Source organism: Paenibacillus borealis, from assembly GCF_000758665.1.
Lineage (GTDB): Bacteria > Bacillota > Bacilli > Paenibacillales > Paenibacillaceae > Paenibacillus_AQ > Paenibacillus_AQ borealis.
In genome coordinates this window covers 5,659,160-5,684,974 of record NZ_CP009285.1, presented here as the reverse complement: position 1 = coordinate 5,684,974, position 25,815 = coordinate 5,659,160, and the positions used below count along the sequence as shown (strand labels likewise).

Sequence of the window (25,815 nt, the reverse complement as noted above, 5' to 3'; positions counted from 1 at the left end):
CGCGTCTTAGGCAGTCGGGATATTCCCGACAGTCTGAGGACGGAGAAAGGACAGGGACGCCTGTCCTTTTTTTAATGGCACAGCCTGCGTTAAGATATAGGCAACTAAGAAGCCTCATACGAAGAAGGAGCGATTCATCCAGTGAATACAACCAAGCTTTGTTTCATCGGGGCAGGCTTTCATGCCGCCACGAATATATATCCTGCCGCAGTGGAGGCGAAGGCGGATATTCAGGCTATTGCGACCCGTAGTCTGGAGCGTTCGGCAGCTGCGCTTCAGCGTTTCGGGAGCAGCGGGACACCATACGGGGATTATAGAGCGATGCTCCAGAATGAAGCCTGCGACGGCGTGGTTGTGGTAGCCCAGCCCGGGGATCAGCCTTCACTTGTGCTGGACTGCATCCGGGCCGGCAAAAATGTCTATGTAGACAAACCGCTGGGCTGGAATGCAGCGGAGGCGCTTGAGCTGGCAGAGGCGGCGGAGGAAGCCGGGGTTGTTCTGATGGTGGGCTTTATGAAACGTTACGCTCCGGTTTATCAGAAACTTAAAGCACTTATTGAGGATGGAAGTCTGGGTTCCGCCAGATCTTTTCAGATGAAGTTTGCCGTAGACAGTACGCCCTTCTGCAAGGATGAGGAACAGTTCATCAAGCTTGCGGCCATTCATATGGTCGATCTGATCCGTTATTTGTTCGGAGAGGCCGTTCAGGTGTCAGGTATGTCGGGCAGCAGCGGGGAGTATATCTCACAGAGTCTCTCCATAAAGTTTGCCAGCGGAGTGGTGGGCAGCCTGTATTTCTCAGGCATGAGCGCCTGGTCCAGGGAGAGCGAGAGTGTGCTGGTTACCTTCGACCAGGGGTTTGCTCATGCCGATGAGCTTAACTCGCTCACGATCCACAGAGCGTATTCCGGCAGCTCGCTGCCGTGGCAATCACTGGAGGAGCAGGATACCGTCCTGACCCCTTCGGCTTCAGCGATGTCCGGTGGTCTCCGGGATCTGTATCTCCGGGGTTTCGTCGGGGAAATGGAGCATTTCATGAACTGCTGCCGGAAAGCTCAGGCTCCGCTCTCCAGCGGACGGGATAATGTACAGACGATGGAATTATGCGGTCTAATCTTATCGGCACTGGCTTAAGCTGGCGAAGAACCCGCTAGCCGATGAAGCTGAACGGGTTAGATGAATGAGCAAAGGGATGTCCCTGCCGTTTAGTTGGCGGAGGACATCCCCTTTTAATAGGCTGGATATGGATATGAAGCGGAACTACTTAGTGCCAGAACTATTAAAAATACTGGTGATCTCGTCCAGCAGCCTGTCCAGGGTAATCGGGTCATCGAAGTTGTACTTACTGTCGAAGGTATAAACGCGGCCTTCTTTGACGGCAGGAATAGCTTTCCATAAGCCGCTGTCCATCAGTGCTGTCTGTCTCGTTACGGTTTCGCTGCTGTTGTCGGTCAGGATGAACATATGCGTGCCTATATACTGAGTCAGCACCTCGTCGGAGATGTTCGCGAACCGTTCGTCGGCATCAATCAGCTTCTGGACACCTTCTGTCGGCTTGAACCCGAGCTGCCCGTACAGCGTTTCGTTTAGGCCTTTGTTGCCCATGATATACAGGTCAGAGCCCAGGACAAGCAGGGAGGTAGCAGTTTCGCCTTCTGTTAAATTCAGCTGCTCCTTCACGGAGGCGACCTTCGCTTTATAAGCATTGAACCAGGTATCCGCCTCTGCAGTACGTCCGAACAATTCAGCTAACTGGCGGACACGTTCTTCCGTCGGGAAGGTGCCGTCCAGACCAACCACCACGGTCGGTGCGATCTGGCTTAACGCTTCAATACCCGTCTCATCCCAGTCGTCAAAGATAATCAGGTCCGGTGATAATGCCAGGATCTTCTCAGGGGAGAAAGGATACCCGATATCTTCAATGCCTTCGAGCAGATCAGGGTACGCAACCTGTGTCCCGATGACACTAAGCGAGGCACCTATAGGCTTCACTCCAAGCGCCAGCAGGTCACCGGGATTGCTGCCGACATATACAATGTGCTGCGGATCGGTTGGAATTTCAACCTCTCTCTTTTTATAATCCGTGTATAGCCGTGTTGCAGGCGCAGCGGGCTCTGTTGCCGACGGAGTGGCAGCCGGTGCTTCGGTAGCAGCCGCCGTTGCAGCTGCAGAAGCCGGAGCCGCGTTATTACTGTTGTTCGATTGTCCGCAGGAGGCCAGAATTAACGTTAGGAGCAGGAAGGTTAAAGGAAGAAATATCTTTTTTGTGCTTAGCATGGGTGACGCTCCTTTATGATGGTTTGTTATGGATCTTGCGGGAGAGGCTTCCGGTCCGTACAGAATGAGCAGACCTTATTTCTTACAACAACCTTGTTTTTCGCTAACTAGCATATCCCGCTATTTACAACGGATTTGAATGGTCCGCAGAGACAGGGGGAAAGGTTGGAGGTAAGAGCAGCCGGTCCTCAACTGTGAAATTGTTCTTGCACCTAAATGAAGATGATAATCATTATCACTGGATTATATTTTATTATAATAGAGAGGAACAGCAAGGTTGTCAATCCTCAAAGAAACTCTTCTAAGCAACAGCTCTATCAAAATCAATATAAATAAAATCCCCTACATCATTTGGAAGATGTAGGGGATGATTTTTGATAGAGATAATTTAGCTATAACTAGATGCACAATATCAAATAGCTACAGCACAGATTGAGAATGCTGATCCTTCTTATATTCATTCGGCGGCAGGCCGACCTCCTGCTTGAACAGCTTGGAGAAATAGGAGTAGTTAGAGTAGCCTACCTTGTTCGCAACGGTGTAGACGGAATGGTGGGTCGTTTCGAGCAGATGCTTGGCGGCGGCGATGCGGACCTGAATGACATAGCTGCCCAAGGAGATGCCGGTCTCCTTCTTGAACAGCCGGGCCAGATAATCCGGATTCAGGTAGACGATCTCCGCCAGATCGCCCCGGGTCAGATCATCGCCGTAATGGGTATGGATGTATTGCTTGATCTCTTCGGCTATCGACTGGGGCTGCGAGGTGAAGTCGCGGTATTTCATCGCCGTGCTGACCAGATAGTTCAGGTATTCCTCCATATCTTCAATGGATGCCAGGGAGTGCAGCAGCAGCTGATCATGGGTTTTGCCGGTATATAATTTATGGACCTGAATGCCCTTCATTTTGAGGAAGGAATAGACAAGCTGTACAATATCAAGCCGGAACAGGCTGAGGACAGAGGTGTCCAGCGCCCGGCCCCTGAGCATCCCCCGCAGGTATCCGGTCACCTCGGCCAGAAAGGCGGAAAGGTTGTTCTGGCTGAGCAGCTCTTCCAGCTGCGACAGATCCGGCGGAAGATAGGCGGCTTTGCTATGCTGCAGATACGACTCCACCAGGAAGGTATGATTCCGGCTGCGGGTGATCTCCTCGTCCATCGTCAGCGCAGCTTTGAAGATATTGCCGACGTCGCCGAGTTCACCGGATAAACCGATCGTACAGCAGGCGTCGCATTTTAAATACGGATTGGCTTTTTGAATAAAAGAAGTACAAAGCCCTTCCAGCAGCTGAAGCTCAGACGCCTGGTTCCATTTCAGAATGGCGATCCAGTTCGATTCCTTATATTCAAGAATACTCTCAATCGAGAAAAGCGGGCTCCCCAACAGCTCATACAGCACATTTAGCAGCGCGAAATCAAACAGATATTTCTCTTCCTTGCCCATGCTGCCGTTATGGGGGAACAGATTGAAGAGCACAGGCTGAATGATCTCATTCATCTGATAGCTCAGGTTCTGCTCCTCCATGGCATGGAAGATGGCTGAGGTCCGGATGGGGAAGGCCGTGCTGTCGTTGACCAGCTTGCGCCAGAAATGCTCGAGAATTTTCGCCTGATTCTTTTGCCAGTATTGCCCTTCCTGAATGGCTTTCTCGTTATGCTGCTGCTCTCTGGCACGTGCAATCGCTTTCTGGATAATCAGCATTAGTTTATCGAATTCGATCGGCTTGAGGAAATACTCGAAGCTCTGCAGCTCAATCGCCTTCTGGGCATAGTTGAAATCGGCATAGTTGGTCAGCAGGATCGTCTGGACCTGATATTGCTGCTCTCTGATCCAGGCCAGCAGCTCCAGCCCGCTCCCCTGCGGCATTTCGATATCGGAGATGAGAATCTGCACGGAATGGTTCTCCAGGATGTCCTGGGCCTGCGAGACATTATTCGCGGTGAATACAGTTTCGATCTGAAGAAGAGTCCAGTCAATTCTCTTCTGCAGCGCGGCAATTACATAGTAATCATCATCAACCAGCAAAATATTCATAAGAGTCGCTCCGTTCCTGTTGAGAGTTCCGGCAGATCCGGGAGGCAAAGGGTGATGCATGCGCCGCCTTCTGCGGGATTGGAAAAGCTGACGGTTGCTTTGCTCAAATAGAGGTATTCCAGCCGTTTAAGCGTATTCATAATGCCGATCTGGTTGCCTTTGGACTGGTCCAGCGGCTCACCCTGCACAAGCTTATCCAGCACCTCTGCGGGGAAGCCGGGACCGGTGTCGGAAATCTGGATTACGGTCATTTCTTCATCGTCTATTCTGCGGCGTTTCACAGTAAGCCGGATCTGCATCTCATTAGCTCGTGAGATAGCGTATTTGATCGAATTCTCGATAAAGGTCTGCAGCACCAGCGGAGGGATCCTCATGTCCGTGGTCTGCGCTTCCTGTTCAATCTGATAGATGAAGGCGTCGCGGTAGCGGCTTTTCTGAATATCGAGGTAGATCCGCACATGCTCAATCTCATCCGCAAGCAGGACAAAGTCCTCGCTGCCTTGAAAAATATATCTGAAATATTTCGAGGTGGACATCGCCATCTGCTCAATCTCCTCGTACATTTGAATCTGCGCCATGCTGTAGATGCTGGTCAGACAGTTAAGGAAGAAATGCGGCTTGATCTGCTGCTTCATGAAGTCCAGCTGGATATTCTGCTTCTCCAGTTCCTGCTCGTACATGGCGATTTTGATATTGCGGATCTGTTCGACCAGGCCTTTGAACTGCGCGCTGGCCTGCTCCAGCTCGATGATTTTGCTGCTCTTGAAGTCGGCCGGCTGGCCGTCTTCATTAAGATGTGCCAGATTCTCCGAGAAGCTCTGGATCGGTCCGAGCACCCTGCGGTTGAAGAACAGCATTACGGCGCACAGCGTTGAGGTGACCATGAAGAAGAGCAGCATGATGAGCAGCTGGGCAATCATAATTTTCTCAAAAGTCCCGAATTTGATCACCATCTTGGCGCTGAAGGCCGTACCCGAGAACTCACTCTTAATGGTTGTGCGCGACTGGAACAGGTTCCGGATGCCCGTTTCTTCCTGCAGCGGCTTGCCGCTGTTCGTAACCAGGGTGGAGAGGTCCGTCCCGTTCTCATCGACGAGTGAAGCGTAGCCGTTAGCGCCCAGATTAATCTGGCGGAGCGGGGTAATGAGGTTATCGGCCGAGATCATCCCGATGAAATAACGGTTGTGATAGGGAACAATGTTAATAATGTAATATTTGCCGTTCACGAGTATAGGGGTCCAGCGGGAATAGAACTTCTCATACACCTCTTTATCATCGATGAAAGAGATAATCTGCTTCTTCAACTCCCGGTAGACGGTATAATCGATGCTGATGGGGGCGCAATTCAGGAAGAAGGACTGGTTTTTTAAATAGTAAAAGAAGTTATATTCCTGCCCGTAATTCTTCTGGAGCTCCGTGAACCGTTTGTGCAGATCCTCGTTTGAATTAATGAACTCCTTGCTGGTCTTGTCGTGGGCATTCATCATATTCAGGCTCTCATCGTTCGCAAGCGTCCAGCCCATGTAATGATTAATGTAGGCAAAATCATGATTAATCCGGTTGATATACAAATCGGCGGTATCCTGCAAATACCGGGTGGACTGCTGCTTGACGATGGAAATGGAAGCAACGCTGATGACAAGATCCAGAATAAGCACAATGAATGAGATCAGAATCGTGATTTTTACATAATGGCGTATCGGGTAGGGTTTGTTTCTTGCCGGTTTTTTGGCCATAGTTGTCTGGTGAAGTCCTTTCCTGCATGTCCGTTTCCGGACGTACACTTACGAGTAGGTAACACAGTCATTATAAAACCACGGGATCAAAAATACATGGGGAAATCCCGGCTTTTCACCCCAAAGTCCGGATACAGCAACTAAAAGTCTGAATAGCGTCATGAAAAACGCCTGAAACCGGGGGCTGGCTTCCCTAAATAATGTAAGCGGATGCATAGGTCCGAATAACAGGGCGTTATTGTCCGGAATGCGGAGAAGCAAGCGGGTATCATTAGGGATGTCAAAAGGATCTAATACACCGAAACGGGGGATTATGAATGGTTAAACAGAACAGGAAGCCGGTGGCCAAGAAGTGGGCCATCTCACTAATGGCTGCAGCGATGCTTGTCGGACTGGCCGGATGCGGCGGCAACAAGGAGAATAACACGGCGGCTGTAAACACTGACAGCTTCAATAAAGAAGGCCTGCCGATTGTCAAGGAACCGGTAACGCTTAAGGTACTGACGGTACGCTGGGGCAGCATGGGCGATACCTTCACCAAGAACCAATGGCTGATTGATCTCGAGAAGAATACCAATGTCAAAATCGACTGGCAGGTCATGTCCTCTAACGACTGGGCTGAACAGAAATCCATCCTGCTGGCCAGCGGCACACTGCCGGATGTCGTGCTGGGCGATCAGACCTTCACCGACTCCGATATCGTGAACAATCTCAGCTATTTCCGTCCGCTGGATGATTATATTGATCAGTATATGCCTAATCTCAAGGCTGCGATGGAAGAAACACCGGATATGAAGAAGATCAGCACCTTCCCGGACGGTAAAATCTACTCCATGCCAACCAGACTGCCTTCGCGTCCGAAAAGCTCACGCCAGCCGGTCATCAACAAAACCTGGCTCGACAAGCTGGGCCTGAAGGTTCCGGAAACGATTGACGAGCTCTACACCGTGCTCAAAGCCTTCAAGGAGCAGGACCCGAACGGAAACGGCAAGGCGGATGAAATTCCGTATATCGAAGTAAGTAATGATATCATCAGTCCTTTTGGAATTGCCGACCTGAACACCAACAACATGCTGGTTAAAGATGGCAAGGCTGTATATTATCCGATAACGGAAGAGTACAAGGAAGGCATGAAATGGGAGAATAAGCTCTATACCGAAGGTCTGCTCGACAAAGAGCTGTTCACCCAGGATGCTACGATGATCTCGGCCAAGTTCCAGAACCCGGACGCTCCAATCGTCGGCTTCACCTACCAGTGGACGCCGGATGCCGTATTCGGCAAATGGAGCGACCAGTATGTAACGATTCCGCCGATTGCCGGACCTGACGGCAACCGTTACACCATCGGTAATCCGATCGGGATGAGCCTGAACCGCAATGAGCTGCTGATCACCTCTTCCTGCAAAACACCGGAAATTGCCGCACGCTGGGCTGACCAGTTCTACACCAATGAAGCGAGTATCCAGAACTTCTGGGGTGCGATTGGAACGGTTATCCAGAAAAATGCCGACGATACCTATACACTGATGGATCCGCCAGCCGGAACCAGCGCAGATGCCTGGTACTGGGATCAGTCCCTGCGGGATTTCGGACCGAAATATGTCAGCCCGTCCTTTGAACAGAAAATCGTACTCAACCCTGAAGCGGGTGACGGCCTCAAGCTGCAGCTCGACAAGCTGGGCAGTGAATATGTAACTACACCGTTCCCTAACGTAATGTACACCTCCGAGGAGTTCGAAGAGCTTCCAACGTTGACCACGGATATTGATACTTATGTGAACACGATGCGTGCACAGTTTATCAGCAAAGGTGATATCGACGGGAGCTGGGATGCTTATGTGAAGAAGCTGAACGACATGGGTCTGGATAAGCTGGTGAAGATCCGCACGGATGCATACAGACGTTATAACAGCGTGAAATGACGGTTACGATGAAAAAAGTCGCCCGGAGAGCGGGAGTCTCCATCTCCACGGTCTCCCGGGTGTTATCCGGCCGGCCGGCGGTCAGGGAGGAAGTCTCGCGCAAGGTGAAGCAGGTGATGGAGGAGCTTGGATACACACCGAATATCATCGCAAAAAGTCTGGTATCGAAGTCAGCCCATTGCCTCTGTATTCTGCTGCCGGGATCCTATGGGCAGGCTATCCTAGGCCTGATATTTATGGAGACCATTCGCGGAATTATAACGGAGGCGGGCAGCCTGGGATACGACATCCAGATCTGTACAGGTGCAGATGAGCAGGAGGAGCTGGAGGCTGTCTCTGGTCTCTTGAAGGGGCAGCGCGTAGACGGTGTGATTCTGCTGCCATCCAGCGGGGAAGAGGCTGTGATGGGGTATTTGCAGAGCAGCGGCTACCCTTTTGTCCTGGCAAGCCGCTGCGGCGGCGAAGGCATTATAAGTGTGGGTGCGCAGCAGAATATAGCCGCCTTTGAGGCTGCGCAGCAGCTGGTCAGGGCGGGATATGAGCTGGGAACCACGGCTGCCCGGCAGTTGATTGAGCAGATCAGGCATAACAACTGGGAGTGTAAGTATGGCTAAATTAACGGAAGTAACACTGCGCAATCAGGTGGTCTATTCGATCTATGTGCGCAATCACACCGAAGAAGGAACCTTCAAAGCGGTGGAAAAGGATCTGGAGCGCATCAAAGCGCTGGGCGTGGATATCATCTGGCTGCTGCCTGTGCATCCGATTGGCCTCGCGGCCCGCAAGGGCGGGCTCGGCAGTCCTTATGCCAATCAGGATTACCGGGAGATTAATCCGGAGCTGGGCAGTCTGGAGGATTTTCGGAATCTGACGGAGGCCATTCATGGGCACGGGATGAAATGCATCATCGATGTGGTCTATAACCATACCTCCCCCGACTCCTGGCTGGTGGAGCATCACCCTGAATTCTTCTACAGAACTCTGGAAGGCAAGCTCGGTAACCGTGTAGGCGACTGGGGCGACATTGTGGATCTGGACTATAACAATCAGGAGCTGTGGGATTATCAGATCGAATCGCTAAAAATGTGGGCGGGCATGGTAGACGGCTTCCGCTGTGATGTTGCTCCGCTGCTGCCGCTGGATTTCTGGCTGCGCGCCAGGGAAGAGGTGGCTGCGGTCAATCCCGGCTGTCTGTGGCTGGCCGAATCGATCGAACCGGACTTCACAATGCATCTCCGTTCACGGGGCATGGTCAGTCTGTCCGACAGCGAGGTGCTCCAGGCGTTTGATGCCTGCTACGACTATGATGTATACCCGTATTTCACAGGGTATCTGAACGGCAGCTGTACACTGGGCAGCTATGTCGAGAAGATCAACGCGCAGGAATATATCTTTCCCGGCAACTATGTGAAGCTGCGGTTTCTGGAGAACCATGACCGGCCGCGGGCCAAAGCGCTGTTCCCGGAAGAGAATGAGCTGATCAACTGGACGGCATTCATGTATTTCCAGAAGGGCATGCCGCTGATCTACGGCGGACAGGAAACGGAGAATGAGCTCTGTCCAGATCTGTTCGACAAATGTACTGTCAGCTGGAATACGGGCAAGGACCTGTCCTGGCTCTTCAAGGCACTGTATCCTATTAAGCACACAGAAATTATGGCCCAAGGTGTCTGCCGGTTGACGGCACATGAAGAAGACGGAATTGTCTGCGGCATTCATACCTGGGGAGAGCAGAAGCTGGCTGGAGTTTTCAGCCTGAGAGGCAGGCAGGCGGATGTGGAGCTGGAGCTTCCGGATGGAGATTATGTCAATTTGATTGACGGCAGCAGGGTAACCGTGGTTGAGGGGAAATTGCACAGCAGCGGCCAGCCGGTGATTATTGAAGCTTAGGTGAAACCCGCAATATATAAATCTTTTAAATAAGCAGTGTGAGCAAGCTTCAAGCTGCCTTTTGAGAAAATGCCGTCCCGCACCGATGTCTGCTGCAGGGCGGTATTTTTGTTGAAAGGGTAAATCCCTTTGAATGCGCCAGAAGTGGGCGGGAAGAGGAAAATAAAGGGATAAATCCCTTTAATCCCACCGGGAACGGTGGATGGGGTTAGCCTGGTTCGTGGTATGCTGCCGGATTAGTCTTCCGTGAGCTTTTATTCTCTGGTCAGGTGTCCGAAACATGGATTCTGCCCCAAAAGTCCGGATAACGTCAGCGGAAGTCTGCATACCGTCTGGCTTAGTATCTCCCGGGTAACGGGCACCTCGAGGCGCTCTCCTGCAGACGCCGAAAGTCCGGTTAACGCTGTGAGGAGGTCCGGCTGGAACGGCCGGTGGCAGGTATACTGAATGAAAATATAGATAAGCGTATGCTGCTGGAGCGAATTTGCCGAAGTCGAACAGAAGCTTATGCTACAAACTCAAACTTTTAGGAGGGGTTTCAATGAAATCCGGTCAGGCCAGTCCGGCAGCAGCCATCGGACAGATCAAACGAAATTGGGGGCTGTATTTATTACTGCTTCCGGCAGTTGTGCTTACGTTATTGTTCGCATATAAACCGATGTACGGGGTACTTATCGCCTTCAAGAATTACAGCCCGGCGCTGGGAATTGACGGCAGCCCGTGGGCGGGATTCAAGTATTTTGACAAGTTCTTCAATTCCTATCAATTCTCGAACACGATCAAGAATACGCTGATTATCAGCGTGTACAGCCTGATCACCTTCCCGATCCCGATTATCCTTGCGCTAATGGTCAATCAGATGCGGCCGAACCGGTTCAGACGTTTTTTTCAGACCGTATCGTATATGCCGCATTTCATTTCTACAGTCGTAATGGTGGGCCTGATGATGATTCTGCTCTCGCCAAGCACCGGGCTGGTCGGTAATCTGTACAGCCTGTTCGGCGGGGAGGCTCCCGATCTGATGGGCTCGACCTCACTTTTCAGCAGTGTGTATGTCTGGTCGGATGTGTGGCAGCATGTCGGCTGGGACAGCATTATCTTTATTGCCGCGCTCTCATCGGTCGATCCGAGCCTGTACGAAGCTGCAACGGTGGACGGGGCCAGCCGCTGGAATAAAGTCCGCTATATCGATATCCCGATGCTGATGCCGACGGCAATCACGCTGCTGATTCTGCGGGTAGGCGGCCTGCTGGGCGTAGGCTTCGAGAAGGTTTATCTGATGCAGAATGATTTGAATATCACCTCCAGTGAGATTCTGTCCACCTATGTCTACAAAATAGGTCTGCTCAGCAGTCAATACAGCTTCTCGTCGGCGATCAACCTGTTCAATACGGTTATTAACTTTATTCTGCTGATCATGGTAAACCAGCTTTCCAAAAAACTTAGTGAAAACAGCCTGTGGTAGAAAGGGGAGCAGCACAATGGGAGTACTAGAGCCTGCAGCCAGCAAGAGAACTGGCAAAATCAAAAATAACCGGTCCTCGGATTCGGTAATGGAAATTATTATGTATGTTATCGCCATCCTGTTTCTGATCATCCTGATCTATCCGCTGTATTTCATCGTCATTGCTTCATTCAGTGATCCGTCCGCTGTAGCGGGAGGTAAGGTCTGGCTGTTCCCCAGCGGGTTCACGCTTGACGGCTATCAGGAGCTGCTGCGGCATAAAAATATCTGGATCGGCTACCGGAATACCATCCTCTACACGGTGGTTGGGACCGCGATCGGTCTGGTTGTGAATATATCGGCAGCCTATGCGCTGTCCAGAAAAGATCTGGCCGGACGCAAAATCCTCTCGCTGTTCTTCATCTTCACCATGTTCTTCAATGGCGGGCTGATTCCGACCTTCCTGACGATCCGGGACTTCCATATGTATGATACCTTCCTGGTTATGGTGCTGCCGTTCTCGGTCGGCGTATACAACATTATTGTGGCCCGGACCTTTTTTCAGACGAGCCTTCCGGGAGACCTGTGGGAAGCGGCGCAGATTGACGGCTGCGGGAATCTGCGTTATTTCCTGCAGATCGTGCTGCCGCTGTCCAAAGCGATTATTGCCGTGCTCGGCCTGTGGATTGCCGTCGGGTATTGGAACTCCTATTTCAACGCCCTGATCTATCTGAAGAATCCGAACATGTATCCGCTGCAGCTGATTCTCCGCAACATTCTGATCACGAATCAGATGCAGTCCGGCATGGGCAGCGGTGAAGCGGCACAGATTGCCCTGCGTCTGGCCAATATGATGCGTTACTCCGTCATTATCATTGCTACCGTTCCCATTATGTGTGTGTACCCGTTCGTTCAGAAGTATTTCAATCAAGGTGTCATGATCGGTGCCGTGAAGGAATAGACAGATTGCTTATATACGCAGAAATGAGGTTTATCAATGAATAGAACAACTCAAGAGCTGCTGCCGTTGCCGGAACATTTACGGTTCGCATCTGAACCTGCCGCAAGTGCGGGTGCAGTCATTAAGGGTGACTGCTACCGGTTCACGGTGCTTACTCCGGCGCTGATCCGGATGGAGTACAGTCCGCAGGGGGGCTTCGAAGACCGGGCGACCCAAATGGTGATGAACCGTGAGTTCCAGGTCCCTGAATTCCGGGTGAACGATCTCGGAAACAGGCTGGAAATTATGACGGACCGGCTGCAGCTCACCTATGACAAAGCGCCATTCTCACGTCATGGGCTGAGCGTGAAGGTGAGGAATGCATCCGGACATTTGATGAGTGTGTGGCATTATGGTGACACCGTGCAGGACCTTGGCGGCACGGCGCGCACGCTGGATAATGCCGACGGCGCTATTCCGCTGGAGCCGGGGCTGCTGTCGCGTGGAGGCGTTACGGTGGTGGATGACAGCCGTTCTCTGCTCTTGGAAGCAGACGGGACCGTGCAGCAGCGGGAGCAGGAGGGAATCGATCTGTACCTGTTCGGCTATGGACATGAATACCTGAAGTGTCTGAAGGACTTCTACCGGCTGTGCGGCAGGACTCCGCTGCTGCCGCGGTATGCGCTTGGCAACTGGTGGAGCCGGTATTACCGGTATACCGAGGAAGAATATAAGTCGCTGATCGAACGATTCGGGCAGGAGCAGCTTCCGTTCTCCGTGGCCGTGATGGACATGGACTGGCATCTGGTCGATATTGATCCGAAGTACGGCAGCGGCTGGACCGGCTACACCTGGAACCGGGAGCTGTTCCCGGACCCGCAGCGTTTTCTGACCTGGCTGCATGGCAGGGGCTTGCGCGTAACGCTGAATGTCCATCCCGCTGACGGGGTACGGGCCTTCGAGGAGCCTTATCTGGCAATTGCGGCTGAGCTGGGCATCGACCCGGAGCATGGGGAGGCGGTGGAGTTTGATATTACGGATCCGCAGTTCTTGCAGGCCTACTTCAAGTTCCTGCATCATCCGTTGGAGGAAGAGGGCGTGGACTTCTGGTGGATCGACTGGCAGCAGGGCGGGATTACCAAGGTTCCGGGTCTTGATCCACTGTGGATGCTGAACCACTACCACTATCTGGACAGCGGGCGGCGGGGGAAGCGGCCGCTTACCTTCTCGCGGTATGCGGGTCTTGGCAGCCACCGTTACCCGGTGGGCTTCTCCGGCGATACGATCATCACCTGGGAGTCGCTGGACTTCCAGCCTTACTTCACGGCCAATGCATCCAACGCCGGGTATGGCTGGTGGAGCCATGATATCGGCGGCCACATGGGCGGGTATCTCGACGATGAGCTGGCGCTCCGCTGGGTGCAGTTCGGTGTGTTCTCCCCGTTGCTGCGCCTGCACAGCTCAGCCAGTCCGTTCAACAGCAAGGAACCTTGGCGGTTCAACAAGATTGCCGGGGAGGCCATGAAGGAATCCCTGCGTATGCGGCACCGCCTGCTGCCTTATCTGTATACGATGAACCGCTACGCCAGCCGGGAAGGACTTCCGCTGGTACAGCCGATGTATTACCATCACGCGGAGCAGCGTGAAGCTTATGAGGTGCCGAATCAGTATTATTTCGGCACGGAGCTGATCGCATGTCCGATTACGCGGCCTGTGAATGGCAAGACGGGTGTCGCGGAGTTCAAAGCCTGGCTGCCGGAAGGCCTGTGGACCGACTTCTTCAGCGGAAGAGTGTATGACGGAGGCAGAAGATTGTCCCTGTACCGCACGCTGGAGCAGATTCCGGTGCTGGCGAAGGCGGGGGCGATCGTGCCGATGGCTGATTTGAGCAGGTATACGTCATCTGTGGACAATCCGGAGCAGCTGGAGGTGCGGGTGTTCGCCGGAGCAGACGGCCAGTTCCAGCTCTGGGAGGACGCAGGTGACACTGCGGAAGACCTGGACGGGAACTGGTGTGTTACCGGGATGAACCTGGCATGGGGACAAACCGGACAGTCGGGAGTCTTCACCATTCAGCCTGCGCAGGGCAATACTGCGGTGGTGCCGGAGCGGCGGAGCTGGAAGCTGGTCTTCATGAGCTGTGCTGAGACGGAGGTGACAGTCCAGGCTGGAGGAGGAGCAGCGGTTGCGGCCGAAACCAAGTATGATGAGGCTTCGCATACCTTGACCGTGACTGTGCCGGAGCTTGAGGTGACTGAGATGCTGGAGGTAACGCTCACCGCGGCGCGGGTTGCGGTGAACCGGGTGGAGGAAGAGGTATTTGCCCTGCTAAACCGTGCGCAGATCCGGTTCGACCATAAGGAGCAAATCTGGCGGATGGTGAAGGAAGCAGCGGGTCCTGCGGCGGCGCTCGCAGCGCTGGCTTCTCTGGAGCTGGAGCCGGCGCTGTATGGTGCGATTTGTGAGATTGTGACGGCCCGGCTGTAAGCGGGCTGCGTCTCCGGATGTGAAGCGCGGAGTATAATGTGAAGCGCGAAATGTGAAGCATGGAACATGGAACATGAGGCATGAACATGAACATGAACATTAAGCATGGAGTGTTTAGTTTGTCCCCCTATGAATTCCCCGTTATAGCAGACGGGGAAATTCGTAGGGGGCTTTTTGAAGCTGGGCAGGTCATGCATTCAGGATGGAGAGTTAAGATTCTGATCGAGTGGATACGGGGAATTCTAGCGGTTTCTAGCATATATTAGCAGCCTTGTCACATGGTACAGCTGTTACGGACTGAGGAGACCTTATTTCCTCGAAAAGCATCGTTTTTCAGTGCTAACGGACACAGATGCAGCTATTTGCCAAGATTCACCGGTAATCGGCTCCATGGAGAGGCAATAAGCGCGCTGGAGTCCGTTAGCCCGGCGAATTATGCCCAGGAATGAAAATAAGCGCGGTACAGTCCGCAAGGAACAGGTGTAAGGGCTAAGCATGCCAGAAGTAAGCTGGAAGCAAGCCAGAAGCAAGCAAGTAAGAACCAAGCAAGTAAGAACCAAGCCAGAAGTAACCAGCAAGCTAGCGATTTGTGTTCCAAGGAGATTAAGGCCTAACCACCTCATCATACCCGGCAGCCGCAGGATCACCTGTATCCCGAGGAATTCCTTTCAAATGTTCGTTGAAGAAATCCAGCACAAGCTGATTCATAATTTTGTTGCTTCGCCTAACGTCAATGCTGCCCGTCATTCCGGTGTACTTCAGCAGGCTTGAATAGAGCTGCAGGTCTGTGAAGTTGAAGTGTGCTGTGCCTTTGATATAGAGCTTGCCGCCCCCGTTAAGCCCGGCATTATTCATTATTTTTTCCTCGGCATCGATATCCGGATCTGCAATCTGCTTCTTCCGCTTATAGTAATCCTCTGACTCTATGAACAAAAACGGTTTACCCGGGGACGGACCTGTGAGGGTATACAAGCTTCCATCCAGATTAATTCCGGCCTTAAGCTCTGGAATGGAGAACATCGCCTCGTACGCAGCCGCTCCACCGAAGGAGTGTCCTGCCATCCCGATTTGTTCAGCATCTATGTAATCGGCGAATTGCTGCTTCAATTGGCTGAGGACAAAGCGGTTATCGTCGTTCCATGTTTTGCCCAGCCGTGTTCCTGTTGCTATGAAATTATCGGCACTTAAAGAGTCGCTGAACCCGGTAACTGTGCCGTCTGGAAACAAGGTAGCTGCTGTACTGTAGGTATGATCTACGGCCGCTACAATATAACCGTGCGACGCCAGGTTCTCTGCAAGCGAGGTATGATACAGCAGGCTGGAGGTTCCGAGGCCATGATTAATCAGGATCAGCGGATAAGGTCCTTCTGAGCGCAGCCAGTCCGCATTCCGGTAAGCATTCGTATGAATATACGCCCAATAATCGAGGATGAAAGATGGAATTCCCCATGATCCGGCAAAAGCGGACATCAGCCTCCGGTTGCTCTGTCTATCACCAGGCAGCAATGGCGCAGTCTGGCGACCATTCCCCGCTGCGGCCGGATACCAGACATATACCATCAGCTCCCGGGAATCCTCCGGATCAGGGGTCTGAGTTTCGGAGCGGCTGCTGTCCGTGAGATGAAGAGTCTGCATTCCAACGGTAAATGGCCCTGAAGGAGCAGGTATCTCCACGACCGGGATCATGGAAGACAGTGATGCCGAGCCGATCACCACGAGTATACCTGCAATTGCACAGCTGCTTTTCAATCGGCGGAATGCAGATTTCCCGGGTTTTTGGCCAGTGGATAACAGCTTCTGCGAACGGGCTCTGATTATGCCTGCAATGCGGAGGATCATGCCAAGCAGCACAATTACATACACGCCCGCCATTTGCCAGCGGTACCCTTCGAACCCAAGCTGTGCCGCACACAATGTGCCGCTAACCGCAGTTAATGCTATTTTTACCTTGAGAACGCCCTTGCCTGACACGAAGCTGAACATTGATAATAATGCGGACACAGTCAAAATAATCTCCAATACTCTCATATGTACCTCCTATATTTACAACCACAGTAAGACCGCATGTTTCATAGATTCAGCCTTTCTAAAGTGTACATATGGAAGGTTAAATACCGGTATCTGCCGGGTTTAAATTTGGGTTAAAAGGGTTCTTCGGACAGGCGTTTCCAATGGAATCACCCGCAAATGGCGGCACAGGCGGCTGTAAAATGGTAGAATAGTAGTCAGAGTCTTTGACGGGGAGTGAATTTCTTATGAAAAAGATTGCTGCCGGATTCATTGCCGGGGCGATACTGATGGTGGGTGCGCAGGCGCTGGGCGCTTCGGCAACACTGGTAGGAAAGGCAATTCAGGCGGAGTATACCGTGAAGGTGTATGGGAAGAAGCTGGCCGATCCGGCCATAGTAATTGACGGCAAAAGCTATGCACCCGTCCGTGCAATCGGGGAATTAGCTGGATTCAAGGTTTCCGTAGAAGGCAAAACGATCAGCCTGGATGAAAAGACAGAGGGAGGCGCTTCTTCCTCAAGCGATAAGAATGCTATTCTTGGTCCTGTGCCGATTGCTACACCTGATCCCGCCTTAACCGTGACCAAGAGCAAGATTGAAGTTATCGACGCTAAAATTGATACCGCAGTCAATAATATCCTGGCCACCAGCAGCCTGCTGAAATCGAGTCCGGACAGCGCTGACTTGAAGCTGAAGCTGGAACAGTACAAAGCGGAATACGCTGACCTGCTGAAGCAAAAGGATCTGGAGCTGCAGAAATAAACTGAGGCAGCTGTGAAAAAGCATGAGGAAGAATAAAGAAGCATGAAAATTGAGACAGGATGTCCCTAAAGCCGAATGTAATGGATCATGGGCTTGGGGGCATCCTTTTTGCTGTGCATTCGATCTAAAAAACAGTTATCTTGTACGTCCTTAGCCTGCAATGTCAGCGGCTGAAGAACTCCCGTTAGGCAGGGCCAGTCTGCGGACGAGCGGAGGCAGGGCGAACCCGTAATACACGCTGACCAGCAGGGTGCATATGCCCAGAATGTAATGCAGCCAAGTGATTGACACGACGGCCGGAAAGGCAATTGCCACAAAACCAAGCGCCAGGGAGTGCCCGAGCATCATTACGGGCTCAATCAGCGCGTTGACACGCCCCATGTTCTGCGGGATGACCAGCTCCGGCAGCCAGCTGCCAAGGGCGATATTCACCGGTGCAATGCAGATGCCTTCGATCAGAACGAGCGGAAGATAGATCCAGAGGGTGTCCGCCGAGCCCAGGGCAATGATCAGCAGGCTGGATAACAGCAATCCGAAGATCAGTACCTGGGAGCGTGTGAACCGGCGGATCAACGGGGAGCCGGCGAGGCTGCCGATCAGGAAGCCGGTGCCCAGGCAGAGGGTAATCAGCGAGGCATGAAGCATATAGTTATCCGGGCTGAGCTTGTATTTCATTGCAAAAATAGGCAGGACGGCAAACACGCCGTTGACGATGCCGAAGAACAGGAAGCCGGAGATGAGTGTAAGGAGCAGCTTGTGCCCGAGGATATAACGCAGCCCTTCACGGAAATCCTTAAGCAGCTGCGGAAACCGGATATCCCGCAGTGCGTGGTGTCCGCCGGGCATCCGCACTTCAGCTGTGAACCGGCAGCTTAGGATCAGGAGTCCGGAGATAATGAAGCTCAGCGCATCGATCAGAATCGCGCCCTCAATGCCGAGGAGCCGGTAAGCTGCTGCGCCCAGACTCATTCCGAACAGCATGAACAGCCCCATAATCATCTGGTTCAGGCCCGCTGCCTGAACATATTGCTCCTGTCCGATGCTGCCCTGCAGCAGGCCCATCTCGGCGGGACCGAAGAACTTCGCGACGGCGCTGCGGAGGAACAACAGCAGAAAGCATAAGGTCAGCAGTTCAAAATGCAGGCACACCAGGAGCAGCAGCGTTAATCCGGCCCGGATCCAGTCGCTGTAAGCGGCAATCTTCTTGCGGTCGAGCAGGTCGGCGATGACTCCGACAAGCCAGAACACGGCCAGCGTCGGCAAGGAATACATCAGTTCAGCCGTTGCCGCCAGCGCCGGACGCGTGCTGAAATGGTCCACAAGATAATAGGCAAAGGCCATATTCCCGACAACTGTCCCGAGCTGTGAAGCGAAGGCGGCCAGGAACAGCCTGGTAAAGACGGGATTGCGGAAGAGTGCGGACATGTGGCGGGGCCTCCTATTCTTCAGCCGGGCGGTGCCCGGGGTTCAGCAATTGCTCCAGATATTCAAGCAGAGCTTTAATCTGGAATTCCGTGTGTGCGAGCTCAGGCCCTACGGCAAGGGTATGGGTCATGATTCCTTCCTGGTAAGAGGCGGTAATTCTTGCCAGCTGCGCCAGCGGCAGAAGCGGGCTGAACTCCCCGCGCTCTACGCCTATATGCAGCAGTGCGGCAAACCGTGCAATTCCGGTCTCGTACCGCTTCAGCAGCAGGCTTCGCCGCCGTTCATCCCTTGAACCGCCCAGGAAATATTCATAGAAGGCCGGCAGGAAACTTCCGCCCGGCGTTTGCAGAAGGTCAGCCTGCTGATCGGCGTACAACTGCCGGATGACTTCCCATACCCCAGAGTGCGACGATAACAGGGCTGCTGTATAGGCCTCATATTCACCATCCTGCTGATCCAGCAGCGCCTCAAAGATCTCTTCCTTGGTCTGAAAATACAAATAGATCCAGCCGCGGCTCATTCCGGTTTCATCAAGGATATCCTTGAAGGTAGCCGCTTCATAACTTTTGGCAATGAACACCAGCTTGGCCGCATCCAGGATCTTTTTCCGCCGTTCTTCTTTCTGCTGACCGGATATTCTGGGTGACATTCCGTTTCCCCCCTTTTTTTATAAATGACACATGCGTCATTTATATTATAATGACACGCGTGTCATTTAACAAGCGGTAATTGAAAGCAGGATGAATTCTTCTGATTAACCAGCAATATTGTCAGCACCGTATTGTCATGCTATATTTTGACGGTAAAAGCAATCCAGCTTCACGGAAAGGAATCTGCCTATGATGAAGCGGACAAGTCTCCGGGTCCGGCTCCTGGTCATCATGATTTGCCTGACCACATTGCCGGTCCTCACTGTCACCACCATTGCCACCTACAATACGAGGCAATCCGTGGAGAAGGAAATAATCAATGCGAATGACTCCCGGATGCAGTGGGCGGACCAGTATCTGGATGAGCTGATTGAACAGCTGGATACCCTGTTCTATACCCTGCAGATTAACCCGCAGCTTATGGCGGGGCTAACGGGTACGGACAGCCCGGACATTAGTGTCCAGTACCGTTCGCTGAACAATATCCGCGAAGCCATAACCTCGCAGTTCTATACGAACTCCCGGAAGGTAGACGAGCTGACACTGTATATGCATGACCAATTTAAATCGATTTCCGTTGACTTCGTGAATAGTGGAAGCGTTTCCCCGCTGGATATACACGAGGGCCCCTGGAGCCGGCTGTCGCGCGGGCCGGTCAATATGTATTTCAAGCAGAACGGCAGCGGCATCTATGCCTATCACGGCATTAACCGGTTCGAGGATCACCGGCTGCTCGGAGGTATAGGTGTGCGGATCAACACAGAGGTGTGGGAAGAGGTCAGCCATATTCTCCAGTCGGAAGACGAGAGCTCGGTCTTCCTGCTGAATGATGAGGGGGAGCTGCTCTCCGGCTCGACGATTTCCGAGAGCTCCAGTGACATCGGCAGGCGGCTGCAGGAACTTGCCGTCTCTGATCAAGAACTGGAATTCCGGCAGCAGGGCGGCTACTTCTTCTTCATGAAGAAGGTGGCAGACGGCCAGCTTACCGTTGTGAAGGCCATCCCCTTGTCCACTGTTGCCAGAAGCGCACGGCCTACGATTGCTGCCGGCTTTCTGACCGGCGGACTCTTCATGATCGCCTCCATTTTGCTGTCCATCCTGTTCTCCCTGCGGATTACCCGTCCGATTGTCAGCCTGGCGGTGTCAATGCGCAAGGCGCATGTCAGCAATTTCGAGCAGCACTCCGTGCAGAGCCGCGATGAGATCGGGCTGCTGGAGCGCGGCTATAACTCAATGATGGAACGGATCCGGGAGCTGATTGAAGTCGAGTACCGCCAGGAGATTGAGGTTAAGAATGCCCAGCTGCTCGCCTTGCAGGCCCAGATCAATCCGCATTTCCTGAACAATACGCTTCAGCTGATCGGGGGAATGGCCTTGTCGAGGAATGCCGATGATATTTATAACATCACCCGGGTGATTGGCGATCTGCTGCGTTATTCCATCAGCAATGAAGGCGGCCTGGTGAAGCTGGAGGAAGAGCTTAAGCATGTGCGCAATTATGTGTTCATTCAGGAGAACCGCTTCCTGGGGCGCTGTACGGTAGTGATTGAGGCAGATGAGTTCTCGCGCGCCAGCCTGCTGCCGCGCTTCACGCTGCAGCCGCTGGTGGAGAATGCTTTTGAGCATGGCCTGCAGCCGCAGCGCGGTCACTGGAAGCTCCTGATCCGGATCAGGACGGTCGGCAGCCGCACCGTGTTCATGGTTAAGGATGAAGGTGTCGGCATGACGCCGGAGCGGCTGGAGGAGATCCGGGCAGCACTCAGGGGCAATGTTACGATGCTGGCTGATCCCGCTGCGGCGGAGCATCCCCGGCGGAGAAAGGGCATCGGCCTGCACAATGTCCATTCGCGCCTGGTGCTGCAATTCGGAGAGAAATATGGAATGAAAATATACAGCAAGGCCGGAGCGGGAACACTGGTTGTCATCCAGTGGCCCGCGGCCGCAGAGGGGGAAGAGCGGAATGCTTAAGGTTCTGATTATTGATGATGAGCCCTGGTCCAGACAGGTCGTGAAATCGCTCGGCGCCTGGGAAGAACACGGAATGCAGGTAATCGGCGAAGCGGAGGACGGAATCGAAGGACTTGAGCTGGTGGAGGAGCTTCATCCCGAGATTGTAATTACCGATATGCGGATGCCCGGACTGGACGGGGTCGAGCTGCTGGAAAGGCTGAAGCGGCAGTATCCGGAGGTGCAGATTATTGTGATGAGCGGGTATGACGACTTCGTCTATCTGAAGCAGGCGATCCGCTCGAAGGCGGTGGAATATCTGCTGAAGCCGGTGGACCGGGCGGAGCTGAATAACGTTCTCTCCGAGTGCGCGAAGGAGCGGGAACGGCAGCGCCTAACCGGATCGCCGCTGATGCTCATGGATCAACCGCTGATGGAGCATTATCTCGCCTACCGCCAGCGGATCTATGAGCAGCTGCTGGCGCTGAACAAACAGGCGGCGAGGGAAGAGCTGGAGAAGCTGGCCCGGGAGCTGGAGCGTTCAGTGCCGCAGCATCAGCTGGAAGCGATGATTGAACGGACAGCCCGTGATCTGCTGCTGCTTGCCGGAGAAGCCGGGAAGACAAGCGGGGGATTAGCGGCGGCGGATGCGGATACGCCGGACAAGCTGTGGCCGTCGTTCCAGGCGATGGCGGCGGGGCTGGGTGATCACTTCTCGGAGATCATCAACCTGATTCTGGAGCAGCGCAGGAACCGCATCAGGCTGGATCTGGCGGAGGTAGAGGATTATATCGGCGGCCACTTTCAGGAGCCGCTGTCTCTGGAAGGCATTGCCGCGCATTTCCTGGTCACCAAGGAGCATCTGAGCCGCGCCTTCAAGGCTGCAACGGGAGAGACAGTACTCGACCGGGTCACGCGCCTGCGCATGGAGAAGGCGAGAGAGCTGATTGCCGTTCGTGACATGCCGATCAAGGATGCTGCCGGACTCTGCGGTTATGAGGATCTGGCGTACTTTTACCGTGTCTTCAAGAAACACTTCGGCATTACCCCCGGCGAGCTGCGGAATGAGAAATGAAAGCGCATCAATATAGTGCAACTCCTGATGTTAATATCCTCAAAAGACGCGGCCCCTTATATCCCCTACACTAAAGAAGCAAACACAACGAAGGGGGTAACAGAGATGAAGAAAGCGCTTAATACAGCAATGACAATGATGCTTGTCCTGGGGATTGTATCGGGGTGCAGCTCCGGTTCAAATGGAAATACGCCAAGTGAGAGTGCAAGCAGTAAGCCTGCGGAAAGTGCGGCAGCAGCAGCGACTGAAGGCCCGGCTCGGCAAGTTGAGCTGAAGGTATTCATGAGCTTCCCGCGCTTCAAGGATCAGTTCGATAAGTATTTCGAGCAATTCAAGGCCAAGGAGCTGGCGGACAAAAATATTGATGTCACCGTGAAGCTGGAGATGCCGAATCCGGATCAGGCGAAGCAGATTCTGGAGACCCGGATGGCCTCAAATGATGCGCCGGATGTATTCACCCTCCATGCGATTGCGGATGTGCCCCGGTATTACAAGGCAGGTTATCTGAGTGATCTGTCGGATCAGGACTTTGTACCGAAGCTGTACGACAGTGTGCGGCAGACCGTCACCTATGATGATAAAGTTGTAGCCCTGCCGCTGGAGAGCCTGTCCTGGGGGTATCTGTACAACAAGCAGATCTTCAGCGAGCTCGGCATTCAGCCGCCGCAGACGCTGGAAGAGATGAAGGCGGCGATTGACAAGCTGAATGGGGCCGGGATTAAGCCGTTTGAGCTGAGCTTCCAGGAATCCTGGATTCCGCAGCTGATGATGGCCTTGTCTCTTGGAGGCATCGTATCCTCTGAGCACCCGGACTGGGTGGAGAAGATGAACAAAGGTGAAGCCTCTTATGCCGATGTGAAGGATGTCTTCAACATTATTGATCTGATTATGGAGAGCGGCACGGATAAGCCGTTTGAGGTGGGCAGTGCGGCAGGCTCTACAGATTTTGCGAGCGGCAAAGCGGCGATGTGGGTACAGGGACCGTGGCAGGCTGAGTCCATACTCAAAGCCAATCCTGATATGGAATTTGGTGTGGCTCCGCTGCCTGTTAGCAACGATCCCGCGGCTACACAGATCAATCTGGCGACCTCGACATCTCTGGCAGTATCCCCTAACAGCAAGAACAAGGATGTGGCGCTGGATCTGGTGAATTATGTGCTCGACGATCAGGATTCTTCGGCGCTGTTCGAGGAGCTGAAATTTAATCCGGTCGCGAAGCAGCACACCTACAATACCTATCCTTGGGTGACCGAGGCCAGCTCTTATGTCTCCGAAGGCAAGGCTTATCTGGATCTGTCACTCCCGAACGGCGTAACCGATGAGACAGCCAAGCTGCTGCAGAGCTATTACACCAAGGGGGTAACCCAGGAGGAATTCATTAAGACGCTCGACAAGACCTGGGCTAATGCGGTAAAAGCAGGCAATTAAGGGATTCCCAGAAACAGCATAGGAGTGATAGAGATGAGTGGAAGCAGTAAAAGCAAACAGTCGCTCATTCTGCTGGCCTTCGTGTTTCCCGCCCTGCTGTTCTACGCCGTATTCATGCTTGCTCCCGCCTTCGGCGGGGCATGGTACAGCTTCACGGACTGGAACGGATTGAATCCCGCCTACCATCTGGTGGGATTCTCCAATTACATCGAAGCGCTGACGGATGATGCTTTTTTCACCGATTCAGTCTGGTTTACTTTGAAATTTGTAATCTTTATGGTCGTGCTGCAGAATGTGCTGGCCGTCCTGCTGGCGGTGCTGATCGAATCACGCCGCCGCAGCAAGGCCTGGTTCCGAACGATCTTCTTCATGCCCAACATGATCAGCATGATTATCGGCGGCTTCATGTGGCTGTTCATCTTCACCAAGGCGCTGCCTTATATCGCTGAACATGCGGGACTTCCTTTTCTGGACCAGTCCTGGATCGGCGATCCGAAATACTCTTTTCTGGCGATTGTCATTGTCTCCCTGTGGGGAGGCGTAGGCTATCTGATGGTGATCTATATTGCGGCGCTGCAAGGGGTGCCGGGTGCACTCAAGGAGGCGGCTGCAATCGACGGTGCGAACAGCTGGCAGACCTTCCGCAGCATTACTCTGCCTATGGTCTATCCTGCTGTAACGATTGGTATCTTCGTGACGCTGAACAGCTCGTTCAAGGCTTTTGATGCCGTGTTCGCACTCACCGGGGGCGGACCGGGAAGAGCGACGCAGGTGCTGGCGCTGAATATTTTTGAGGAAGCGTTCAAGATGAGCGGCCGCTACGGCTACGCCAGTGCCAAGGCGATGATCCTGTTCCTGGTGGTCCTGGTGATCACGCTGATTCAGCTGAGCATCATGAAACGAAGAGAGGTGGAGGCATGAGCACCGTTCGGTTGAATTCTACACCTAAGTCCGGAATAGCGGGGCGGCGCAGAGTGTCTTCGGTGATCGTCTTTCTTTTTCTGCTGGTGGGTGCTGTCATTACGCTCTTTCCAATCTACATGGGGGTACTGAACTCTCTGAAGACGGAAGGCGACATGATGAATAATATCCTGGCGATTCCGCGTCAGCTGGAATTCGGGAATTACAGTGATGCTTTTGAGAAAACCAATTTCCTGCGCAGTCTCGGCAATACCGTGGTGGTGGCGGCTACCGGTCTTGTCGGCATTATTCTCTTCTCATCCATGGCCGGCTACAAGCTGTCCAGAACACCAGGCAGACTGAGCACGTTCCTGTTCAACCTGTTCGTCCTGTCGATGCTGATTCCGTTTCATTCCATTATGATCTCGCTGAACCGGATCTCCATGAAGCTGGCAGTGCAGGGCTCAACGGTCGGCCTCGGCCTGATCTATATCGGACTTGGCGTGTCGATGGCCATCTTCCTGTACCACGGATTCGTCAAATCGATCCCCCGGGATCTGGATGAAGCGGCGGTGATTGACGGCTGCGGGGAGCTGAGGCTGTTCACTACGATTATTTTTCCGCTCCTGCTGCCGATTACGACAACTGTGGCGATTCTCAATCTGCTGTGGATGTGGAATGATTTCCTGCTGCCGCTGCTGATGCTCACGGATGCCGATCAATATACGTTGCTGTTGTCCACCAATATGCTGTTCGGGCAATATGGCAATAATGACTGGTCGGCGATTCTGTCCTCGCTGGTGCTGACCATGCTGCCCGTTGTAATTCTATATCTGCTGCTGCAAAAATATATTCTGAATGGCATTGCCGAAGGCGCCGTCAAAGGGTAAAG

The 25,815-nt window shown here is 53.2% G+C and carries 19 protein-coding genes; 13 read left to right on the top strand and 6 right to left on the bottom strand.

Annotated elements, in window-relative coordinates:
• The first annotated feature begins 141 nt into the window (after positions 1–141).
• Positions 142–1,134 (top strand): Gfo/Idh/MocA family protein, encoded by a 993-nt coding sequence (locus tag PBOR_RS24405; protein WP_042216190.1) that lies wholly within the window; start codon positions 142–144, stop codon positions 1,132–1,134.
• A 126-nt stretch (positions 1,135–1,260) separates the two neighbouring features.
• On the opposite strand, the gene PBOR_RS24400 is transcribed toward PBOR_RS24405, so the two are convergent.
• The 3 genes from PBOR_RS24400 to PBOR_RS24390 form a co-directional block, all read right to left on the bottom strand.
• The gene (locus PBOR_RS24400; RefSeq protein WP_042216188.1) at positions 1,261–2,277 is read right to left on the bottom strand and encodes an ABC transporter substrate-binding protein; all 1,017 of its coding nucleotides are present in this window, start codon (positions 2,275–2,277) and stop codon (positions 1,261–1,263) included.
• A 420-nt stretch (positions 2,278–2,697) separates the two neighbouring features.
• A complete protein-coding gene (locus PBOR_RS24395; protein ID WP_042216185.1) occupies positions 2,698–4,308 on the bottom strand; it encodes a response regulator in 1,611 nt (536 codons plus the stop codon).
• Positions 4,305–6,044: a cache domain-containing sensor histidine kinase gene (locus PBOR_RS24390; protein WP_042216182.1), complete on the bottom strand. Its 1,740-nt coding sequence runs from the start codon at positions 6,042–6,044 to the stop codon at positions 4,305–4,307. Before PBOR_RS24390 ends, PBOR_RS24395 begins: the two co-directional genes overlap by 4 nt.
• 317 nt (positions 6,045–6,361) lie before the next feature.
• Here PBOR_RS24390 and PBOR_RS24385 point away from each other — a divergent pair, with 317 nt between their 5' ends.
• The 6 genes from PBOR_RS24385 (at position 6,362) to PBOR_RS24360 (ending at position 14,727) form a co-directional block, all read left to right on the top strand.
• A complete protein-coding gene (locus tag PBOR_RS24385; protein WP_042216181.1) occupies positions 6,362–7,966 on the top strand; it encodes an extracellular solute-binding protein in 1,605 nt (534 codons plus the stop codon).
• Positions 7,963–8,580: a LacI family DNA-binding transcriptional regulator gene (locus PBOR_RS24380; RefSeq protein WP_052429623.1), complete on the top strand. Its 618-nt coding sequence runs from the start codon at positions 7,963–7,965 to the stop codon at positions 8,578–8,580. Before PBOR_RS24385 ends, PBOR_RS24380 begins: the two co-directional genes overlap by 4 nt.
• Positions 8,573–9,856 (top strand): alpha-amylase family glycosyl hydrolase, encoded by a 1,284-nt coding sequence (locus tag PBOR_RS24375; RefSeq protein WP_042216179.1) that lies wholly within the window; start codon positions 8,573–8,575, stop codon positions 9,854–9,856. Before PBOR_RS24380 ends, PBOR_RS24375 begins: the two co-directional genes overlap by 8 nt.
• Positions 9,857–10,397: 541 nt before the next feature.
• Positions 10,398–11,321 (top strand): ABC transporter permease, encoded by a 924-nt coding sequence (locus PBOR_RS24370; protein WP_042216178.1) that lies wholly within the window; start codon positions 10,398–10,400, stop codon positions 11,319–11,321.
• A 16-nt stretch (positions 11,322–11,337) separates the two neighbouring features.
• Entirely contained in the window at positions 11,338–12,261 is a 924-nt protein-coding gene (locus PBOR_RS24365; protein WP_042216177.1) for a carbohydrate ABC transporter permease, read from the top strand.
• Between the two features lie 36 nt (positions 12,262–12,297).
• The gene (locus tag PBOR_RS24360) at positions 12,298–14,727 is read left to right on the top strand and encodes a glycoside hydrolase family 31 protein (RefSeq protein WP_081972162.1); all 2,430 of its coding nucleotides are present in this window, start codon (positions 12,298–12,300) and stop codon (positions 14,725–14,727) included.
• 603 nt (positions 14,728–15,330) lie between these two features.
• On the opposite strand, the gene PBOR_RS24350 is transcribed toward PBOR_RS24360, so the two are convergent.
• Positions 15,331–16,755, bottom strand: coding sequence for an alpha/beta hydrolase family protein (locus PBOR_RS24350; protein ID WP_042216175.1), 1,425 nt, complete (start codon positions 16,753–16,755; stop codon positions 15,331–15,333).
• Between the two features lie 227 nt (positions 16,756–16,982).
• Here PBOR_RS24350 and PBOR_RS24345 point away from each other — a divergent pair, with 227 nt between their 5' ends.
• Entirely contained in the window at positions 16,983–17,498 is a 516-nt protein-coding gene (locus PBOR_RS24345; RefSeq protein WP_042216174.1) for a stalk domain-containing protein, read from the top strand.
• A 150-nt stretch (positions 17,499–17,648) separates the two neighbouring features.
• Here the strand turns inward: PBOR_RS24345 and PBOR_RS24340 are convergent, their stop codons facing one another.
• Together PBOR_RS24340 and PBOR_RS24335 are read right to left on the bottom strand one after the other, a co-directional pair.
• Positions 17,649–18,923 (bottom strand): MFS transporter, encoded by a 1,275-nt coding sequence (locus PBOR_RS24340; protein WP_042216172.1) that lies wholly within the window; start codon positions 18,921–18,923, stop codon positions 17,649–17,651.
• 13 nt (positions 18,924–18,936) lie between these two features.
• Positions 18,937–19,572, bottom strand: a complete 636-nt coding sequence (locus PBOR_RS24335) for a TetR/AcrR family transcriptional regulator (RefSeq protein ID WP_042216170.1) — start codon at positions 19,570–19,572, stop codon at positions 18,937–18,939.
• Between the two features lie 190 nt (positions 19,573–19,762).
• Here PBOR_RS24335 and PBOR_RS35690 point away from each other — a divergent pair, with 190 nt between their 5' ends.
• The 5 genes from PBOR_RS35690 to PBOR_RS24310 all read left to right on the top strand — a co-directional run bounded on the left by PBOR_RS35690 (position 19,763) and on the right by PBOR_RS24310 (position 25,813).
• A complete protein-coding gene (locus PBOR_RS35690; protein ID WP_052429622.1) occupies positions 19,763–21,541 on the top strand; it encodes a sensor histidine kinase in 1,779 nt (592 codons plus the stop codon).
• Complete coding sequence (locus PBOR_RS24325) at positions 21,534–22,595, top strand: response regulator transcription factor (RefSeq protein ID WP_042216168.1); 1,062 nt, start codon at positions 21,534–21,536, stop codon at positions 22,593–22,595. The genes PBOR_RS35690 and PBOR_RS24325 overlap by 8 nt, the downstream gene beginning before the upstream one ends.
• Positions 22,596–22,700: 105 nt before the next feature.
• Positions 22,701–24,023, top strand: a complete 1,323-nt coding sequence (locus PBOR_RS24320) for an ABC transporter substrate-binding protein (RefSeq protein WP_042216166.1) — start codon at positions 22,701–22,703, stop codon at positions 24,021–24,023.
• A 33-nt stretch (positions 24,024–24,056) separates the two neighbouring features.
• Complete coding sequence (locus PBOR_RS24315) at positions 24,057–24,944, top strand: carbohydrate ABC transporter permease (protein ID WP_042216164.1); 888 nt, start codon at positions 24,057–24,059, stop codon at positions 24,942–24,944.
• A complete protein-coding gene (locus tag PBOR_RS24310; RefSeq protein WP_042216162.1) occupies positions 24,941–25,813 on the top strand; it encodes a carbohydrate ABC transporter permease in 873 nt (290 codons plus the stop codon). Before PBOR_RS24315 ends, PBOR_RS24310 begins: the two co-directional genes overlap by 4 nt.
• The last annotated feature ends 2 nt before the right edge of the window (positions 25,814–25,815 follow it).

What these genes read in the sequence shown, in the direction of transcription:
- PBOR_RS24400 (WP_042216188.1), bottom strand. Translation starts at nt 2,277, where the DNA reads ATGCTAAGCACAAAAAAGATATTTCTTCCTTTAACCTTCCTGCTCCTA.
- PBOR_RS24395 (WP_042216185.1), bottom strand. Translation starts at nt 4,308, where the DNA reads ATGAATATTTTGCTGGTTGATGATGATTACTATGTAATTGCCGCGCTG.
- PBOR_RS24390 (WP_042216182.1), bottom strand. Translation starts at nt 6,044, where the DNA reads ATGGCCAAAAAACCGGCAAGAAACAAACCCTACCCGATACGCCATTAT.
- PBOR_RS24385 (WP_042216181.1), top strand. Translation starts at nt 6,362, where the DNA reads ATGGTTAAACAGAACAGGAAGCCGGTGGCCAAGAAGTGGGCCATCTCA.
- PBOR_RS24380 (WP_052429623.1), top strand. Translation starts at nt 7,963, where the DNA reads ATGACGGTTACGATGAAAAAAGTCGCCCGGAGAGCGGGAGTCTCCATC.
- PBOR_RS24375 (WP_042216179.1), top strand. Translation starts at nt 8,573, where the DNA reads ATGGCTAAATTAACGGAAGTAACACTGCGCAATCAGGTGGTCTATTCG.
- PBOR_RS24370 (WP_042216178.1), top strand. Translation starts at nt 10,398, where the DNA reads ATGAAATCCGGTCAGGCCAGTCCGGCAGCAGCCATCGGACAGATCAAA.
- PBOR_RS24365 (WP_042216177.1), top strand. Translation starts at nt 11,338, where the DNA reads ATGGGAGTACTAGAGCCTGCAGCCAGCAAGAGAACTGGCAAAATCAAA.
- PBOR_RS24360 (WP_081972162.1), top strand. Translation starts at nt 12,298, where the DNA reads ATGAATAGAACAACTCAAGAGCTGCTGCCGTTGCCGGAACATTTACGG.
- PBOR_RS24350 (WP_042216175.1), bottom strand. Translation starts at nt 16,755, where the DNA reads ATGAGAGTATTGGAGATTATTTTGACTGTGTCCGCATTATTATCAATG.
- PBOR_RS24345 (WP_042216174.1), top strand. Translation starts at nt 16,983, where the DNA reads ATGAAAAAGATTGCTGCCGGATTCATTGCCGGGGCGATACTGATGGTG.
- PBOR_RS24340 (WP_042216172.1), bottom strand. Translation starts at nt 18,923, where the DNA reads ATGTCCGCACTCTTCCGCAATCCCGTCTTTACCAGGCTGTTCCTGGCC.
- PBOR_RS24335 (WP_042216170.1), bottom strand. Translation starts at nt 19,572, where the DNA reads ATGTCACCCAGAATATCCGGTCAGCAGAAAGAAGAACGGCGGAAAAAG.
- PBOR_RS35690 (WP_052429622.1), top strand. Translation starts at nt 19,763, where the DNA reads ATGATGAAGCGGACAAGTCTCCGGGTCCGGCTCCTGGTCATCATGATT.
- PBOR_RS24325 (WP_042216168.1), top strand. Translation starts at nt 21,534, where the DNA reads ATGCTTAAGGTTCTGATTATTGATGATGAGCCCTGGTCCAGACAGGTC.
- PBOR_RS24320 (WP_042216166.1), top strand. Translation starts at nt 22,701, where the DNA reads ATGAAGAAAGCGCTTAATACAGCAATGACAATGATGCTTGTCCTGGGG.
- PBOR_RS24315 (WP_042216164.1), top strand. Translation starts at nt 24,057, where the DNA reads ATGAGTGGAAGCAGTAAAAGCAAACAGTCGCTCATTCTGCTGGCCTTC.
- PBOR_RS24310 (WP_042216162.1), top strand. Translation starts at nt 24,941, where the DNA reads ATGAGCACCGTTCGGTTGAATTCTACACCTAAGTCCGGAATAGCGGGG.